At 69.6% G+C, this 14,457-nt stretch carries 17 protein-coding genes, 1 tRNA gene and 1 riboswitch; of the genes, 12 read left to right on the top strand and 6 right to left on the bottom strand.

Features of this window, described 5'->3' with window-relative positions; all coding sequences use genetic code 11:
* Window positions 1–54 precede the first annotated feature (54 nt).
* The 3 genes from ABZ951_RS10910 (at window position 55) to ABZ951_RS10900 (ending at window position 2,233) form a co-directional block, all read left to right on the top strand.
* A complete protein-coding gene (locus tag ABZ951_RS10910) occupies window positions 55–342 on the top strand; it encodes a MoaD/ThiS family protein (RefSeq protein WP_344091285.1) in 288 nt (95 codons plus the stop codon).
* Between the two features lie 3 nt (window positions 343–345).
* Entirely contained in the window at window positions 346–1,296 is a 951-nt protein-coding gene (locus ABZ951_RS10905; protein ID WP_344091283.1) for a cysteine synthase, read from the top strand.
* A gap of 184 nt (window positions 1,297–1,480) precedes the next feature.
* Window positions 1,481–2,233, top strand: coding sequence for an MBL fold metallo-hydrolase (locus tag ABZ951_RS10900; protein WP_344091320.1), 753 nt, complete (start codon window positions 1,481–1,483; stop codon window positions 2,231–2,233).
* Between the two features lie 120 nt (window positions 2,234–2,353).
* Here the strand turns inward: ABZ951_RS10900 and ABZ951_RS10895 are convergent, their stop codons facing one another.
* Window positions 2,354–3,643, bottom strand: coding sequence for a PTS transporter subunit EIIC (locus tag ABZ951_RS10895; RefSeq protein WP_344091281.1), 1,290 nt, complete (start codon window positions 3,641–3,643; stop codon window positions 2,354–2,356).
* Window positions 3,644–3,880: 237 nt separating this feature from the next.
* Window positions 3,881–5,191 carry a PTS transporter subunit EIIC gene (locus ABZ951_RS10890; protein WP_344091279.1) on the bottom strand — a complete coding sequence of 437 codons (1,311 nt, stop codon included), beginning with the start codon at window positions 5,189–5,191 and terminating at the stop codon, window positions 3,881–3,883.
* A 226-nt stretch (window positions 5,192–5,417) separates the two neighbouring features.
* Between ABZ951_RS10890 and ABZ951_RS10885 the strand changes: the two genes are divergently transcribed.
* The 4 genes from ABZ951_RS10885 to rdgB all read left to right on the top strand — a co-directional run bounded on the left by ABZ951_RS10885 (window position 5,418) and on the right by rdgB (window position 7,581).
* On the top strand, window positions 5,418–5,651 hold the full coding sequence (locus ABZ951_RS10885) for a PTS glucose/sucrose transporter subunit IIB (RefSeq protein ID WP_185031809.1): 234 nt from the start codon (window positions 5,418–5,420) through the stop codon (window positions 5,649–5,651).
* A gap of 86 nt (window positions 5,652–5,737) precedes the next feature.
* Window positions 5,738–6,469: a ribonuclease PH gene (rph, locus tag ABZ951_RS10880; protein WP_344091275.1), complete on the top strand. Its 732-nt coding sequence runs from the start codon at window positions 5,738–5,740 to the stop codon at window positions 6,467–6,469.
* Between the two features lie 111 nt (window positions 6,470–6,580).
* Complete coding sequence (locus ABZ951_RS10875) at window positions 6,581–6,961, top strand: hypothetical protein (protein ID WP_344091273.1); 381 nt, start codon at window positions 6,581–6,583, stop codon at window positions 6,959–6,961.
* 17 nt (window positions 6,962–6,978) lie between these two features.
* Window positions 6,979–7,581 (top strand): RdgB/HAM1 family non-canonical purine NTP pyrophosphatase, encoded by a 603-nt coding sequence (rdgB, locus tag ABZ951_RS10870; protein ID WP_344091271.1) that lies wholly within the window; start codon window positions 6,979–6,981, stop codon window positions 7,579–7,581.
* 54 nt (window positions 7,582–7,635) lie between these two features.
* Here rdgB and ABZ951_RS10865 read toward each other — a convergent pair.
* The 3 genes from ABZ951_RS10865 to proP all read right to left on the bottom strand — a co-directional run bounded on the left by ABZ951_RS10865 (window position 7,636) and on the right by proP (window position 10,576).
* Window positions 7,636–7,721, bottom strand: a tRNA-Leu gene (locus tag ABZ951_RS10865).
* 50 nt (window positions 7,722–7,771) lie between these two features.
* Window positions 7,772–8,773 carry an HNH endonuclease signature motif containing protein gene (locus ABZ951_RS10860; protein WP_361279652.1) on the bottom strand — a complete coding sequence of 334 codons (1,002 nt, stop codon included), beginning with the start codon at window positions 8,771–8,773 and terminating at the stop codon, window positions 7,772–7,774.
* A gap of 309 nt (window positions 8,774–9,082) precedes the next feature.
* On the bottom strand, window positions 9,083–10,576 hold the full coding sequence (proP, locus tag ABZ951_RS10855; protein ID WP_344091267.1) for a glycine betaine/L-proline transporter ProP: 1,494 nt from the start codon (window positions 10,574–10,576) through the stop codon (window positions 9,083–9,085).
* 285 nt (window positions 10,577–10,861) lie between these two features.
* On the opposite strand from proP, the gene ABZ951_RS10850 reads away from it, so the two are divergent.
* Entirely contained in the window at window positions 10,862–11,386 is a 525-nt protein-coding gene (locus tag ABZ951_RS10850) for a hypothetical protein (protein WP_344091265.1), read from the top strand.
* A complete protein-coding gene (locus ABZ951_RS10845; protein WP_344091263.1) occupies window positions 11,386–12,660 on the top strand; it encodes a HAMP domain-containing sensor histidine kinase in 1,275 nt (424 codons plus the stop codon). The genes ABZ951_RS10850 and ABZ951_RS10845 overlap by 1 nt, the downstream gene beginning before the upstream one ends.
* Here the strand turns inward: ABZ951_RS10845 and bcp are convergent.
* Window positions 12,641–13,108, bottom strand: coding sequence for a thioredoxin-dependent thiol peroxidase (gene bcp / locus ABZ951_RS10840; RefSeq protein WP_344091261.1), 468 nt, complete (start codon window positions 13,106–13,108; stop codon window positions 12,641–12,643). The two genes, ABZ951_RS10845 and bcp, sit on opposite strands and share 20 nt — an antisense overlap.
* Before the next feature lie 153 nt (window positions 13,109–13,261).
* Between bcp and ABZ951_RS10835 the strand changes: the two genes are divergently transcribed.
* The 3 genes from ABZ951_RS10835 to ABZ951_RS10825 all read left to right on the top strand — a co-directional run bounded on the left by ABZ951_RS10835 (window position 13,262) and on the right by ABZ951_RS10825 (window position 14,457).
* Entirely contained in the window at window positions 13,262–13,582 is a 321-nt protein-coding gene (locus ABZ951_RS10835) for a DUF3618 domain-containing protein (protein ID WP_344091259.1), read from the top strand.
* Between the two features lie 63 nt (window positions 13,583–13,645).
* The gene (locus tag ABZ951_RS10830) at window positions 13,646–13,987 is read left to right on the top strand and encodes a co-chaperone GroES (RefSeq protein WP_344091257.1); all 342 of its coding nucleotides are present in this window, start codon (window positions 13,646–13,648) and stop codon (window positions 13,985–13,987) included.
* A 50-nt stretch (window positions 13,988–14,037) separates the two neighbouring features.
* Window positions 14,038–14,104: riboswitch (guanidine-III (ykkC-III) riboswitch) on the top strand.
* 32 nt (window positions 14,105–14,136) lie between these two features.
* Window positions 14,137–14,457 (top strand): multidrug efflux SMR transporter, encoded by a 321-nt coding sequence (locus ABZ951_RS10825; protein WP_344091254.1) that lies wholly within the window; start codon window positions 14,137–14,139, stop codon window positions 14,455–14,457.

Genomic DNA, 14,457 nt, shown 5'->3' with positions numbered 1-14,457 from the left:
ACCGCCCTGCTCTGCCCGCCCGGGCCTTCCCGCATATCCGACAGGAGCACCCCCATGGCCATCGAGGTCCGCATCCCGACCATCCTCCGCACCTACACCGACGGCGAGAAGGCCGTGGAGGGCAGCGGCGCCACGATCGACGAGCTCTTCAAGGACCTGGAGGCCCGCCACCCCGGCATCCGCGAGCGCCTGGTCGACGAGGCGGCCGGCGGCGAGCTGCGCCGCTTCGTCAACGTCTACCTCAACGACGAGGACGTCCGCTTCCTCGCCGGCATCACCACCGAGCTCACCGACGGCGACAGCGTCACCATCCTCCCGGCCGTGGCCGGCGGCCGGGACTGACCCGTGCGCTACGACAGCCCCCTGGCCGCGGTGGGCAACACCCCGCTCGTCCGCCTGCCGCGCCTCTCCCCGTCCGCCGACGTCCGGGTCTGGGCCAAGCTGGAGGACCGCAACCCCACCGGCTCCATCAAGGACCGCCCCGCCCTGCACATGATCGAGCAGGCGGAGCAGGACGGCAGGCTGACCCCGGGCTGCACCATCCTGGAGCCCACCTCCGGCAACACCGGCATCTCCCTCGCCATGGCCGCCCGCCTCAAGGGCTACCGCATCGTGTGCGTCATGCCCGAGAACACCAGCGAGGAACGGCGGCAGCTCCTCGCCATGTGGGGCGCGGAGATCATCGCCTCGCCGGCCGCCGGAGGCTCCAACACCGCCGTCCGCGTCGCCAAGGAGCTCGCCGGGCAGCACCCCGACTGGGTGATGCTCTACCAGTACGGCAATCCCGGCAACGCGGGCGCCCACTACGCCACCACGGGCCCCGAGATCCTCGCGGACCTCCCCGAGATCACCCACTTCGTGGCCGGGCTCGGCACCACCGGCACCCTCATGGGCGTCGGCCGCTATCTGCGCGAGCACGTCCCCGGCGTACGGATCATCGCCGCCGAGCCGCGCTACGACGACCTCGTCTACGGGCTGCGCAATCTCGACGAGGGCTTCGTCCCCGAGCTCTACGACGCCTCCGTCCTCACCACCCGCTTCTCCGTCGGCTCCACGGACGCCGTGCGCCGGACCAGGGAACTCCTCGCCCAGGAGGGCATCTTCGCGGGCATCTCCACCGGCGCCGTCCTGCACGCGGCCCTCGGAACGGCCCGCAAGGCCGAGCGGGCCGGCGAGCGCGCCGACATCGTCTTCGTCGTCGCCGACGGCGGCTGGAAGTACCTCTCCACGGGCGTCTACACCGCCGACACCGACGAGGCCGCGGTCGAGGCCCTGCAGGGACAGCTCTGGGCCTGAAGGCCCCCGCACGGCCCCCGCCGGCCCCCGGACCGGGCCCGGCGGGGGCCGTGCGGACCCGAGCGTCCGTACCGGTGACTTCAGCCACAACCCCACCTCGCCGAGGAGCGACCACCCGTTTCGCGCCTTACGCTCGACGGACCGCATGGCCCCCCGTAACCAGCCCACGGAGGTTCAGGCCCGCATGAAGCTCACCGTCGTCGGATGCTCGGGGTCGTTCCCGTCCACGGAATCACCCTGCTCGAGCTACCTCGTAGAGGCCGACGGCTTCCGGCTGCTCCTCGACATGGGCAACGGCGCCCTGGGCGAGCTGCAGCGCCACATCGGTCTGTACGACCTCGATGCCATCCTGCTGTCGCATCTGCACCCCGACCACTGCATCGACATGTGCGGCTACTTCGTCGCCCGCTACTACCGGCACGAAGGCGGCCGCGCCGGGCCCATCCCCGTCCACGGCCCGGAGGGCACCGAGCGCCGCCTGGCCACCGCCTACGACGACGTGCCCGACGAGAGGTGCATGAGCGAGGTCTTCGACTTCCGCACCCTCGAACCCGGCACCTTCACCCTCGGCCCCTTCACCATCCGCACGGACCGGGTGCGCCACCCCGTCGAGGCGTTCGCCTTCCGCGTCGAGCACGGCGGCACCTCCCTGGTCTACTCCGGCGACACCGGCCCCTGCCAGGCTCTGCACGACCTGGCCGTGGGCACCGACCTCCTGCTGTGCGAGGCGTCCTTCACGCACGGCAAGGAGAACATCCCCGACCTGCACCTCAACGGCCGCGAGGCGGGCGAACACGCCGCCCGCGCCGGGGCGCGGCGGCTGGTCCTGACCCACATCCCGCCGTGGACCGACCCGCTCACCAACCTCCGCGACGCCCGCGCCGTCTTCGACGGCCCCACCGAACTGGCCGCGACGGGTGCCGTGTACGAGGTCTAGGCCGACCCGGGCCGGGCTTTTACCAAGGCCATAAAACAGAAAGGGCCCCGGAATCCATGGGATTCCGGGGCCCTTTCCTTTATTGCTGCGCTATTGGGTGGTGCGCACGCCCGAGGAAGGTCACGCCTTCAATTCGGCGGATTCCTCTTCCGACTCCCGGCCCGGGGTCTTCAGATTGAACTTGATGATGGCGAACCGGAACACCACGTAGTAGACCGCGGCGAAGCACAGACCGGTGAGGACGATCATCCACGGCTTGGACGCGATGCCCAGGTTCAGCAGGAAGTCGATGACACCGGCCGAGAAGCCGAAGCCGTCCTTCATGCCGAGCGCCCACGTCAGGCCCATCGACAGACCGGTCAGCACCGCGTGGATCGCGTAGAGCACCGGCGCGACGAACATGAACGTGAACTCGATCGGCTCGGTCACACCGGTGACGAACGCGGTGGCCGCGAGCGAGAACATCATGCCGCCGACGACCTTGCGGTTCTCGGGGCGGGCGCAGTGCACGATCGCCAGGCAGGCGGCCGGCAGCGCGAACATCATGATCGGGAAGAAGCCGGTCATGAACTGGCCCGCGTTGGGGTCACCGGCCAGGAAGCGGGCGATGTCACCGTTGACGGTGCCCTTGGGGCCCTCGAACGAACCGGCCTGGAACCACGGGAAGGAGTTCAGCAGGTGGTGCATGCCGACGGGGATCAGCGCACGGTTGAAGACACCGTAGATGCCCGCGCCCACGGCGCCGGAGCCGACCAGCCACTCGCTGAAGTTGTGCAGACCCGTGCCGAGCACCGGCCAGATGTAACCGAACAGGACACCTATGACCAGGCCCGCGAAGGAAGACAGGATCGGCACCAGACGGCGGCCGCCGAAGAAGCCCGCCCAGTCGGGCAGCTTGGTGCGGTAGAAGCGCTGGTAGATCAGGGCCACCACGAGGCCCATGACCACACCGCCGAGGACCTTGGCGTCGACCGCCTGCTCCACCATGACGACCTTGTGGTCGGCCACGGCCTCCTTCTTCGGCAGGCTGCCGTCGGTGAAGGTCGCCAGCACCTTCTGGAAGACCAGGTAACCGGCCACGGCGGCCAGCGCCGTGGAGCCGTCCGACTTCTTGGCGTAGCCGATCGCGACACCCACGGCGAACAGCAGCGCCATGTTGTCGAGGATCGCGCCGCCACCGGCCGCCATAAACTCGGCGATCTTGTTCAGGAACTCCGGGAACGAGGCCCGGCCCAGCATGTCGTCCTGGCCCAGGCGGACCATCAGCGCGGCGGCGGGCAGCACCGCCACCGGCAGCATGAGGCTGCGGCCGATACGCTGGGCGATGGCCATCGCACCGGCGCCGAACTTCTTCTTTTCCGGTGCCGGCTCAGGCGCCGCCTTCGCCGCCTTGCCGCTAGCCGTACTCATCGGATTCCTCCAGGTGAGGCGGGCGCTCAAGGGGAAGGGGGGTGGGCCCGCAATATGGTCTACACCACTCAGTGGTTTAGACCTGTTGTAGCACGTGAGTCCGGGATAAAGGAATCCGTCGATCTCCGTGGCCTGCCCCACACGCCGAACGACCCCCGGGCCCGCGGCCCGGGGGTCCTCGCGCCGGACGAAAATCCAGCGCAGCGTCACCGGCTCCTCACGTCAGGTGGACGCGCCTCACTTCACGTTCTCCCGTTCGATCTCCTCCGCCAGCTCCTCCGGTTCCCGCCCCGGCGTCGGCAGATCGAACTTCGTAATCGCGAAGCGGAAAATCACGTAGTACACGACACCGAAGCACAGCCCGATCGGAATGATCAGCCACGGCTTCGTCGCCAGCCCCCAGTTGATGACGTAGTCGATCAGGCCCGCCGAGAAGCTGAACCCGTCGTGCACCCCGAATCCCCACGTCACCGCCATCGACACACCCGTGAGCACCGCGTGCACCGCGTACAGCGCCGGCGCGATGAAGAGGAACGAATACTCGATCGGCTCCGTGATGCCCGTGACGAACGACGTCAGCGCCACCGACAGCATCATGCCGCCGACCACCTTCCGCCGGTGCGGCCGCGCACAGTGCGTGATCGCCAGCGCCGCCGCCGGCAGCGCGAACATCATGATCGGAAAGAAGCCGGTCGTGAACTGACCCGCGTCCGGGTCACCCGCCAGGAAACGGTTGATGTCACCGTGCACCACCGTGCCGTCCGGCTTGGTGTAATCCCCGAACTGAAACCACATGAACGTGTTCAGGAACTGGTGCACCCCGACCACCAGCAGCGCCCGGTTCGCGACCCCGAAGACACCCGCGCCCGCCGAACCCAGATCCGAAAGCCACTCGCTGAAGCTCGTCAGCGCGTCACCCACCGGCGGCCACACCCACAGACAGAGCACCGCGAAGATCAGCGCCACGAACGACATCATGATCGGCACCAGCCGGCGCCCGTTGAAGAACCCCAGCCAGTCCACCAGCTTCACCCGGTGGAAACGCATCCAGAACCAGGCGCTCAGCAGCCCGATGACGATGCCGCCGAACACCCCCGGATTCTGGAACGTGGCGGGCGCGGCCGCGCCGACCGTACTCACACAGACGCCGCTCCACAGCCCCGCGCCGCCGAACTTCGACTCCGTCGGACAGCTCTCCGGAAACTGGTGCAGCACCGAGAAGTACACGAGGAAGGCCACCACCGCGGCCAGCGCCGTCGAACCGTCCGCCTTCTTCGCCATGCCGATCGCGACACCGACACAGAACAACAGCGGCAGCCCCAGCCCGGAATCCAAGAGCGCGCCGCCCGCGCCCGCGAAGACCTTCGCCACATCCGTCCAGCCCAGGCCGTCCTTGCCGAAGACGTCCGGCTGCCCCAGCCGGTTGAGGATGCCCGCCGCCGGCAGCACGGCGATCGGCAGCTGGAGACTGCGCCCCATCTTCTGCAGATTCTGGAAAAGGCCCTGCGTCCACTTCCGCTGGGGGACCGCCGCGGCGTTCGAACTCATCTGCGTCCTCCAGGCTGCCGCCCCGGCGACAGTCCACTCGGTGCTTGGCGCATACTGGTGTAGACCACTTGGGGAGGTGTTCCGGGCATCCCGGAGCGCAGCGCCGGATGGTCGTCATCTTTCACCAGATGACAGACATACGCCCGCGTAATTGGGCTGAACGTGGGCTAACGTGTGAAAGCCGGTCGGCGAGACCGCCGAAGGGCCGAGACAACCAGGAGTGCACATGGCCACCAAGGCTGAGAAGATCGTCGCCGGGCTCGGCGGGCTCGACAACATCGAAGAGGTCGAGGGCTGCATCACCCGACTGCGCACCGAGGTCGTGAACCCCGACCTCGTCGACGAGGCCGCCCTCAAGGCCGCCGGCGCCCACGGCGTCGTCAAGATGGGCACCGCCATCCAGGTCGTCATCGGCACCGACGCCGACCCGATCGCCGGCGAGATCGAAGACATGATGTGAGCCGCTGAGCTCCTGCCGAAGGGCCCCGCGCCCGGTTCCCACCGAACCGGAACGGGGCCCTTCGCGTTGCCTATAGGCTCATCACCATGTCTCGCATCGACGGCCGCACCCCCGACCAGCTCCGCCCGGTGACCATCCAGCGCGGATGGAGCAAGCACGCCGAAGGCTCCGTCCTCGTCTCCTTCGGCGACACCAAGGTCTTCTGCACCGCCAGCGTCACCGAGGGCGTGCCCCGCTGGCGCAAGGGCACCGGCGAGGGCTGGGTCACCGCCGAGTACTCGATGCTGCCCCGCTCCACCAACACCCGCGGCGACCGCGAATCCGTCCGCGGCAAGATCGGCGGCCGCACCCACGAGATCTCCCGCCTCATCGGCCGCTCCCTGCGCGCCGTCATCGACTTCAAGGCGCTCGGCGAGAACACCATCGTCCTGGACTGCGACGTCCTCCAGGCCGACGGCGGCACCCGAACCGCCGCCATCACCGGCGCCTACGTCGCCCTCGCCGACGCCGTCGCCTGGGCCCAGGGCAAGAAGCTCATCAAGCACGGCCGTCAGCCGCTCACCGGCACCGTCGGCGCCGTCAGCGTCGGCATCGTCGACGGCGTCCCCCTCCTCGACCTCTGCTACGAGGAGGACGTGCGCGCCGAGACCGACATGAACGTCGTCTGCACCGGCGACGGCCGCTTCGTCGAGGTCCAGGGCACCGCCGAGGCCGAGCCCTTCGCCCGCGACGAGCTCAACGCCCTCCTCGACCTCGCCGTCGCCGGCTGCGCCTCCCTCGACGCTGCCCAGCGCGAGGCGCTCGCCGCGACGCTGTAGCTCCACCGGTCGCGGCACGGCAACCCTCTCTGCGATCCAGGCGTTTATAGGTACGGGTGCGCGGCGAATCGCCCGCGCACCCGTACTCGCTCCGCCGGGGAGGGCCTTTCCATGTCCGTACGCCGCCACCGCACCACCGCCGTGACCGCCGCCGCCCTCGTGGCCCTGGCCGTACCCGCGGTGGTGGGGTGCGACGCCGCGCAGAAAGCCTTCGACTGCGCCCGCGTGGCCCTCCAGATAACCCAGGACGTCGACGCCCTCGAACGGGACCTGTCGAACGCCGACACCGCGGAGAAGGCCCTCGACAGCCTGGAGGCGGAGAGCCGCAAGCTCAAGGCCAAGACGGACGACAAGAGCGTCCAGCGGGCCCTCGACCACCTCCAGACGGCCGCCGACAACGTCAGCGCCTCCCTCCGCGACGGCAAGCGGCCCGACCTCACCCCGGTCAAGGACGCGGCCGGGGAGCTGACCAACGTCTGCAAGCCCGGCTGACTTGGGATAATCCGTCCATGAAGCGCCTGATCCTCGCCACCCGCAATGCCAACAAGGTCACCGAACTCCACGCCATCCTGGAGTCCGCCGGCCTCGACGTCGAGCTCGTCGGCGCCGACGCCTACCCCGAGGTCCCGGACGTCCGGGAGACGGGCGTCACCTTCGCCGAGAACGCCCTCCTCAAGGCCCACGCCCTGGCCCGCGCCACCGGCCATCCCGCGGTCGCGGACGACTCCGGCCTGTGCGTCGACGTCCTGGGCGGAGCCCCCGGCATCTTCTCCGCCCGCTGGGCCGGCGCCCACGGCAACGACAAGGCCAACCTCGACCTGCTGCTCTCCCAGCTGAGCGACATCGCCGACGAACACCGGACCGCCCACTTCGCGTGCGCGGCGGCCTTGGCCCTCCCGGACGGAACGGAACGCGTGGTGGAAGGCCGCCTGGAGGGCACCCTCCGCCACGAACCGACGGGCGGCTTCGGCTTCGGCTACGACCCGATCCTCCAGCCGCTGGGAGAGACCCGCACGTGCGCGGAGCTCACCCCGGACGAGAAGAACGCGATCAGCCACCGGGGGAAGGCGTTCCGGGGGCTGGTGCCGGTGGTTCGGGAGCTGTTGGGCTGAGCGGTTCCGGTCAACGCCGAAGGGCCGTCCCGTCGGGGGCGGCCCTTCTCGCTGTGCGGCCGGTGGGATTCGAACCCACCTAGTCCAAAAGGACAAATCGGACCTAAACCGATCGCGTCAACCTGCTGCGCCACGGCCGCTAGCCGCCAACCATCGTATCGGTTTGGCGGCTGCGAGGGCACCGGGACTGCTACGTGATGGCTTCGCGTCCTCCTCGGCGGTTACGGCACCAGGTGCTTGTCAGGGCGTGGCAGTTGGGGCAGAGGTAGCGAAGATTCTCAGGCCGGTTGTCGAGCCAGTCGCCGCTGATGTGGTCGATTTGCAGTGTGATCGGTCGGCCCAGCCAGTCGCCCTCGTTGCCGCAGGAGATGCAGCGATAAGGGACGCCGATCTCGCCGAGGGCTCGGCGGAGGCGCTGGTGGTTCACGCGAGGTGACCCTTTGGGGTGCACTCGGAGAACCTCATCGGCGATGGGCCGGGGAGCGGTGACCCGGATCGCGGCCCGAGGCTTCCGTGTGAAGTGGGACGTGTCCAGCCCGAGTTCAGCTACGCGTCGTCGTAAGCGGCGGTGATTGGTGTCGTTCACAGACAACCCGAGCGCGCGCATGACGTCGGCGAAACTTGTGGCATCGGCGATGGCTTCTCGCACGCGGCCTTCAGGCAGCGCAAGCCGAGTATTGCGGAAGTGTGTGGTGTCGATGCCCAGCTCGTTGAGCATGCGCCGGAGTGCCGCGCGCGACCGGCTGTCGTCGGGAACGCCAAGATCTCGTGCCACGGCGCGAACGCTGGTCGCGACTGCGGCGGACGCCTTGAGTTCCTCGGCGGTGAGCGGCAGGTCGAGCTGTGGACGGTTCAGGCCGGGGAAGTGGCTGACGTCGATGCCTGCGGCAAGGATGCGGCGCCGGATGTGGGAGAGCGTCCCCGTAGCCGGGGGCGCGCCCAGCTTCTGGACCACTTCACGCAGAGTGGTGGACGACGCGACGGCCTTGGCTATGGCGTCGTCGGGGTACTTGCGCCAAGGACTGCGCTGTTTGAAGTGGCTGGTGTCGATGCCGTGGGCGGCGACCTTCTCCTGGAGAACTCTGCGTCTGCCGCCGCTCGCTTTGACGCCGAGCTCACGCATCAGAGCGGCCCAACCGCGCGACTTTGCGACAGCGGTGACCAGCCTTTCGCGGTCGTAGAGATCAGACACCGGTGCACCCGGCAGCGGATCGGTGACCAAGCAGCTGAACTCCGGCGGGGCCTTGACCGCCGCTCACCGGATGGATGCACGGCCGACGGACGCTACCTGCCGCCTCGGCCGACAACTCCCGGATGTACGGACTGACCGGCATACTTCCCCTCCCCAGCACTCCGGAGGGAAAAGGGCACGGCCATAGGCCGTACCCCGTTCCCGTCCGGTGGGCGCGACGGTTGCGTTTCGGGTACGGCCACCAGCACGGCAGCCTCACGCGTTCAACGACCGTACGCGCGATCGGTTACGCCATCCGTGAGGCAAGGCTTAGAAGCGCGGCTCCGGGGCCCGGGACTCCACCATTTCCGCTGCTTCCTCCTTCGTCGACACCGACGGCGGGGAGCCCTCCAGCGGCTGTTGGGCCGTTTCCTTCATGCAGGCGACCGCGATCATGCCCACCAGGGCCGCCGCCATCGAGTAGAACGCCGGGACCATGTCGCTGCCCGTGGCGCTGATCAGGCCCGTGATGACCAGCGGCGTCGTGCCGCCGAAGAGGGACGTGGAGATGTTGTAGCCGATGGACAGCGACCCGTAGCGGACGTGGGTGGGGAAGAGGGCCGGGAGCGCCGCCGACATCGTGCCCAGGAGGCAGACCAGCGGCAGGCCCAGCATCAGCATGCCGGCGAAGACGGCCACGAGGCTGCCCTGTTTCAGCAGCAGGAACGCCGGTACCGACAGGACGAAGAAGCCGCCCATGCCCGCCATCAGCAGCGGTTTGCGGCCTATTCGGTCGTTGAGGCGGCCGACGAAGGTGATGATCACCATCAGCAGGGCCATCGTGGCGATGAGGACCAGCAGGCCGTGGGCGTCGTCGTACTTCAGCTCGTCCGTGAGGTACGTCGGCATGTACGAGAGCAGCATGTAGTCGGTGATGCCGTAGGCGCCGGCCAGGACCACGCACAGGACCAGCCGTGACCAGTTGCTGACGAAGATCTGCCGCAGTTCGGCGGTCTCGCTGCTGATGTGTTCGCTGTGGTTGTCCTCCTCCAGTTTCTGGAAGGCGGGGGTGTCCTCCAGCTTCATGCGCAGGTAGAGGCCGACGAGGCCGAGGGGGCCCGCGACGAGGAAGGGGATGCGCCAGCCCCAGTCGCTCATGGTGTCGCTGCCGAGCGTCGAGCTCATGAGGGTGACCAGGCCGGCGGCGCCGATGTAGCCGGCGAGGGTGCCGAATTCGAGGAAGCTGCCGAAGAAACCGCGGCGTTTGTCGGGGGCGTACTCGGCGATGAACGTGGACGCGCCGCCGTACTCGCCGCCGGTGGAGAAGCCCTGGAGCATGCGGAAGCAGATCAGCAGGACCGGTGACCAGAAGCCGATGGCCGCGTAGGAGGGGATCAGGCCGATCGCGAAGGTGCCGGCGGCCATCAGGATCATGGTCATGGCCAGGACGCGCTTGCGGCCGATGCGGTCGCCGAGGGGGCCGAAGAAGAGGCCGCCGAGGGGGCGGACGAGGAAGGCGACGGCGAAGGTGGCCAGGGAGGACAGCAGCCGGACGGTGTCGTTGCCGGAGGGGAAGAAGACATCGCCGATGGTGACCGCGAGGTAGCTGTAGATACCGAAGTCGAACCATTCCATGGCGTTGCCGAGGGCGGCCGCCTTCACGGCGCGTCTGACGGTCCGCTCGTCGGTGACGGTGATGTCGGTACGCCGGAGGCGGGGGTTCCGGCGTCGGTCGACGGCGCGGAAGAGGGCCCGGTGGCGTTTGACGGCGGACGGGTCGGGGTCGTGGCCGGGGTCGGCCTCGGTGCTGCTGCCGGTGGGCACGGCTCGGCTTCCTCTCGGTCGTTCGGCCGCGCTGTGCGGCAGTGCTGGTACGCGTGCTGGAGCTGGTACGCGCGTGGATGCGCAGAACGTGATGCGTCTGCGCGCTGCGCGTCGGCTCAAACCGGTCGGGAGGGGGTTCGCGAGATAGGTCACTCGGCTGACGCGGCAGGAAGCGGAACCTGATATAGGCGGGAAGGGAACGCGCCACCCGATTTCACCGTCCCTCAGGGCGAGAGGGCACGCAGTGCGCCCCCGCGGAGTGTCCCCACCCAGGAAGAGAGGCCGATGGCCGACCGTGCCCAGTCGCGCCGGGCGAGCATGCGGACCGTTGTGGCGGTCCTGGCGGCGGTGACCGTTCTCGCGGTCGGCGGTGTGTGGTTCAGCCAGGCGTGGGACCGGGCGAGCGCGGTGGCCGACGCCCCGAAGACGGCCGCGGCGCAGAAGTCGAAGGCTCCGCGGGCCGAGGCGCAGGCGGCGACGCGGTCGCCGCAGCGGGCGCCGGGGGTCCGGGAGTGCGGGCTGGGTGAGCCGGTGGTGGAGCCGGAGATCATCACGCTGACGTGCGCGGACGCGGGCATGGTGGCGAGCGGGATCAAGTGGGACCGGTACGCGGTGGACGGCGCTGAGGGCAGTGGTGTGGTGCAGGTCTCGCGCGGGGCGAACGGTGCCGGTGTGGCGTCGTTCCCGGCCCGTTTCCACCTCTACGGCGCGAAGAACGTTGACGGGATGATGGCGTTCACGGGGCTCTCGGTGGATTACACGAAGGCGACGCCCCTGGGCGAGCCGCACGAGACTTACCCGATCGCGTGATGGGCATCCGCGGCCGGATCGCGCTCGCGATCTCCTTCGTCACCGCACTCGCCGTCGTGGTCCTGGGCCTGGCCGTGCACCACATCGCGGCCGTGGAGCGCGACCGGCAGGCCCTGGCCTACCAGGACGGGCTGCTCAGTTCGGCGCTCCAGGTCTACCAGCGGGACGGCCAGCTCGCCCTGGGGGCGCAGCTCGACGATTCGACGCTGCCGGCCGAGCTGTCGCGGGAGGTGGCCAAGGGGCGGTCGGGTACGTACATCAGCGGGGGCGGGGATCCGCGGGTGTGGGCGGCCACGGAGGTCGAGGGCGGGAAGGTGCTGTCGGTGGCGGCGCCGTATCCGGACCGGGATCCGGTGCAGACGGCGATGGACAAGGCGCTGGTGGTGGCGGGGGCGGCGACGGTCGCGCTGATGGCGGTCGTCGCGTGGTTCGTGGCGCAGAGCCTGTCGCGGCGGCTGCGGCGCAGTGCGGCCGCGGCGCGGCGGATCGCCGCGGGCGGGCCGCCGGACGCGGAGGCGCTGGCGGCCGGTGGCCGGGACGAGGTGGCGGAGCTGGGCCGTTCGGTGCACCACATGGCGATGTCGCTGGCGGCGCGGGTGGAGGCGGAGCGGGAGTTCACGGCGGATGTGGCGCACGAGCTGCGGACGCCGGTGGCCGGGCTGGTGGCGTCGGCGGAGCTGCTGCCGCATCCGCGGGCGGTGGAGATGGTGCAGGAGCGGGCGCAGACGATGCGGTCGCTGGTGGAGGACCTGCTGGAGGTCTCGCGGCTGGATTCCGGGGTGGAGCGGGCGCAGCTGGATCCGGTGGAGCTGCCGTCGCTGGTGCGCGGGATCGTGAAGCGGGCGCGGGGGCAGCGGGGGGTGGACGATGTGGCGGTCGCGGTGGTCGGCGAGGGCCGGATCGTGGCGACGGACGCCCGCCGGGTGGAGCGGATCCTGGTGAACATCCTGGCGAACGCGGCGAAGCACGGGAAGCCGCCGATCGAGGTGACCGTGGACGGGACGCGCATCGTGGTCCGGGATCACGGCGGGGGCTATCCGCCGGAGCTGATGGACCAGGGGCCGCGGCGGTTCCGTACGGCGGCGCCGGAGCGGGGCACGGGGCACGGTCTGGGGCTGACGATCGCGGTGGGTCAGGCGGTGGTGCTGGGGGCCCGGCTGGAGTTCGGTACGGCGGAGGGTGGCGGTGCCGAGGCCGTCCTCGACCTGCCGGAGGCCGAGGACGAGCCGGAGGAGCGGCCGGTGGTGCGGCGGGCTACAGCGCCAGGTCCTTGATGATCTTGGCGACGTGGCCGGTGGCCTTGACGTTGTAGAGGGCGCGTTCGACCTTGCCGTCCTCGTCGACGATGACGGTGGAGCGGATGACGCCGGTGACGGTCTTGCCGTAGAGCTTCTTCTCGCCGAAGGCCCCGTAGGCGGTGAGGACGTCCTTGTCGGGGTCGCCGAGGAGGGTGACCTTGAGGTCTTCCTTCTCGCGGAACTTGGCGAGCTTCTCGGGCTTGTCGGGCGAGATGCCGATGACGTCGTAGCCGTGGCCGGCGAGGAAGTCGAGGTTGTCGGTGAAGTCGCACGCCTGCTTGGTGCAGCCGGGGGTGAGGGCGGCGGGGTAGAAGTAGACGATGACCTTGCGGCCCTTGTGGTCGGCGAGGGAGACCTGCCGGCCGTCCGCGTCGGGCAGGGTGAAGGCGGGGGCGCTGTCGCCGGGCTGCAGTCGCTCGCTCATGGGTCTCCTCGTGACGTCCGGTGCGCTGGGGGCTGTGTCCCCGAGAGTAGTCAGGTCCTCGATCGGGGGTGCCGCGGGGCACGGGGTGCGGCGAGCTGACAGACTGTCCTAATCAGTCATCATCACTCTTTTCGAGACGACGGAGGCAGCGCGGTGTCGGATGCCAGGACCCCTGCGCAGATCGAGGCGGACATCGCCCGCAGGCGGAACGAGCTCGCCGTGACGCTCGACGAGATCGGGGTGCGGATGCATCCGAAGACGATCATGGGCGATGCGAAGGCGAAGGTGGCCGCGAAGGTGGACCACACGGCCGGGCGGGCCTATGTGGCGGCGAACCGTCTGGTGACGGATGTTCGAGGGCGGTTCGTGACGGACGAGGGTGCGCCGCGGCTGGAGCGGATCGTGCCGGTGGCCATGGTGGCCGTGGGTGTGATCGGGCTGCTGGCGGTCTCCTCGCGTCGTCGGCGGGCGTAGCTCACACCGGCGGATCCATGACCTGTGGCCTCGGGGCGGGGCGCGGGCAGGTACGGTCATGGCGTGAGTAAGAACACCACCCACGACAAGCTGCCCATCCGGATGCTCCACGACCGGGTGCTGGTGCGGACCGACATCCCCGAGGGCGAGCGCCGGTCCACCGGCGGGATCGTCATTCCGGCGACGGCGGCGGTGGGCCGCCGGCTGGCCTGGGCCGAGGTCGTCGCGGTCGGACAGAACGTGCGCACGGTGGAGCCGGGTGACCGGGTGCTGTACGACCCGGAGGACCGGGCCGAGGTGGAGGTGCGCGGTGTCGCGTACGTCCTGATGCGCGAGCGGGATCTGCACGCGGTGGCGGCGGAGCGGCTGGAGGGGTCGGAGGACTCCACGGGGCTGTATCTGTAGCGGTGTCCGCTGTCGCCTCGCGCGGCCCTTGGTCACTACCGGCAATTAGTCCTTTTTGATACGGTCGTCAGTGCCCGACGAGACGCGCCGTACCGGGTCAGGACAAGACGACGCACCCCTGTAGGAGAACGATCCACGGAGGTGCCGTCATGGCATGGGTTCTGCTCGCCGTCGCCGGTCTGCTCGAGGTCGGCTGGTCGATCGGCATGAAGTTCACCGACGGGTTCACCCGGCTGTGGCCGAGCGTGTTCACCGTCGCGGGTATCGCCGCCAGCATGCTGTTGCTCTCGCAGGCCGCGCGGACCCTTCCCATCGGCACCGCCTACGGCGTGTGGGTGGGCATCGGCGCGGCCGGCGCGGCGGTGCTCGGCATGGTGGTGCTGGGCGAGCCGGCGACCGCCGCGCGCATCTTCTTCATCGTCCTGCTGCTGGTGGCCGTGGTCGGCCTGAAGGCGACCTCCGGGCACTGA

Source organism: Streptomyces sp. NPDC046215 (assembly GCF_040646215.1).
Lineage (GTDB): Bacteria > Actinomycetota > Actinomycetes > Streptomycetales > Streptomycetaceae > Streptomyces > Streptomyces stramineus.
This window is presented reverse-complemented; position numbering and strand designations above follow the sequence as displayed.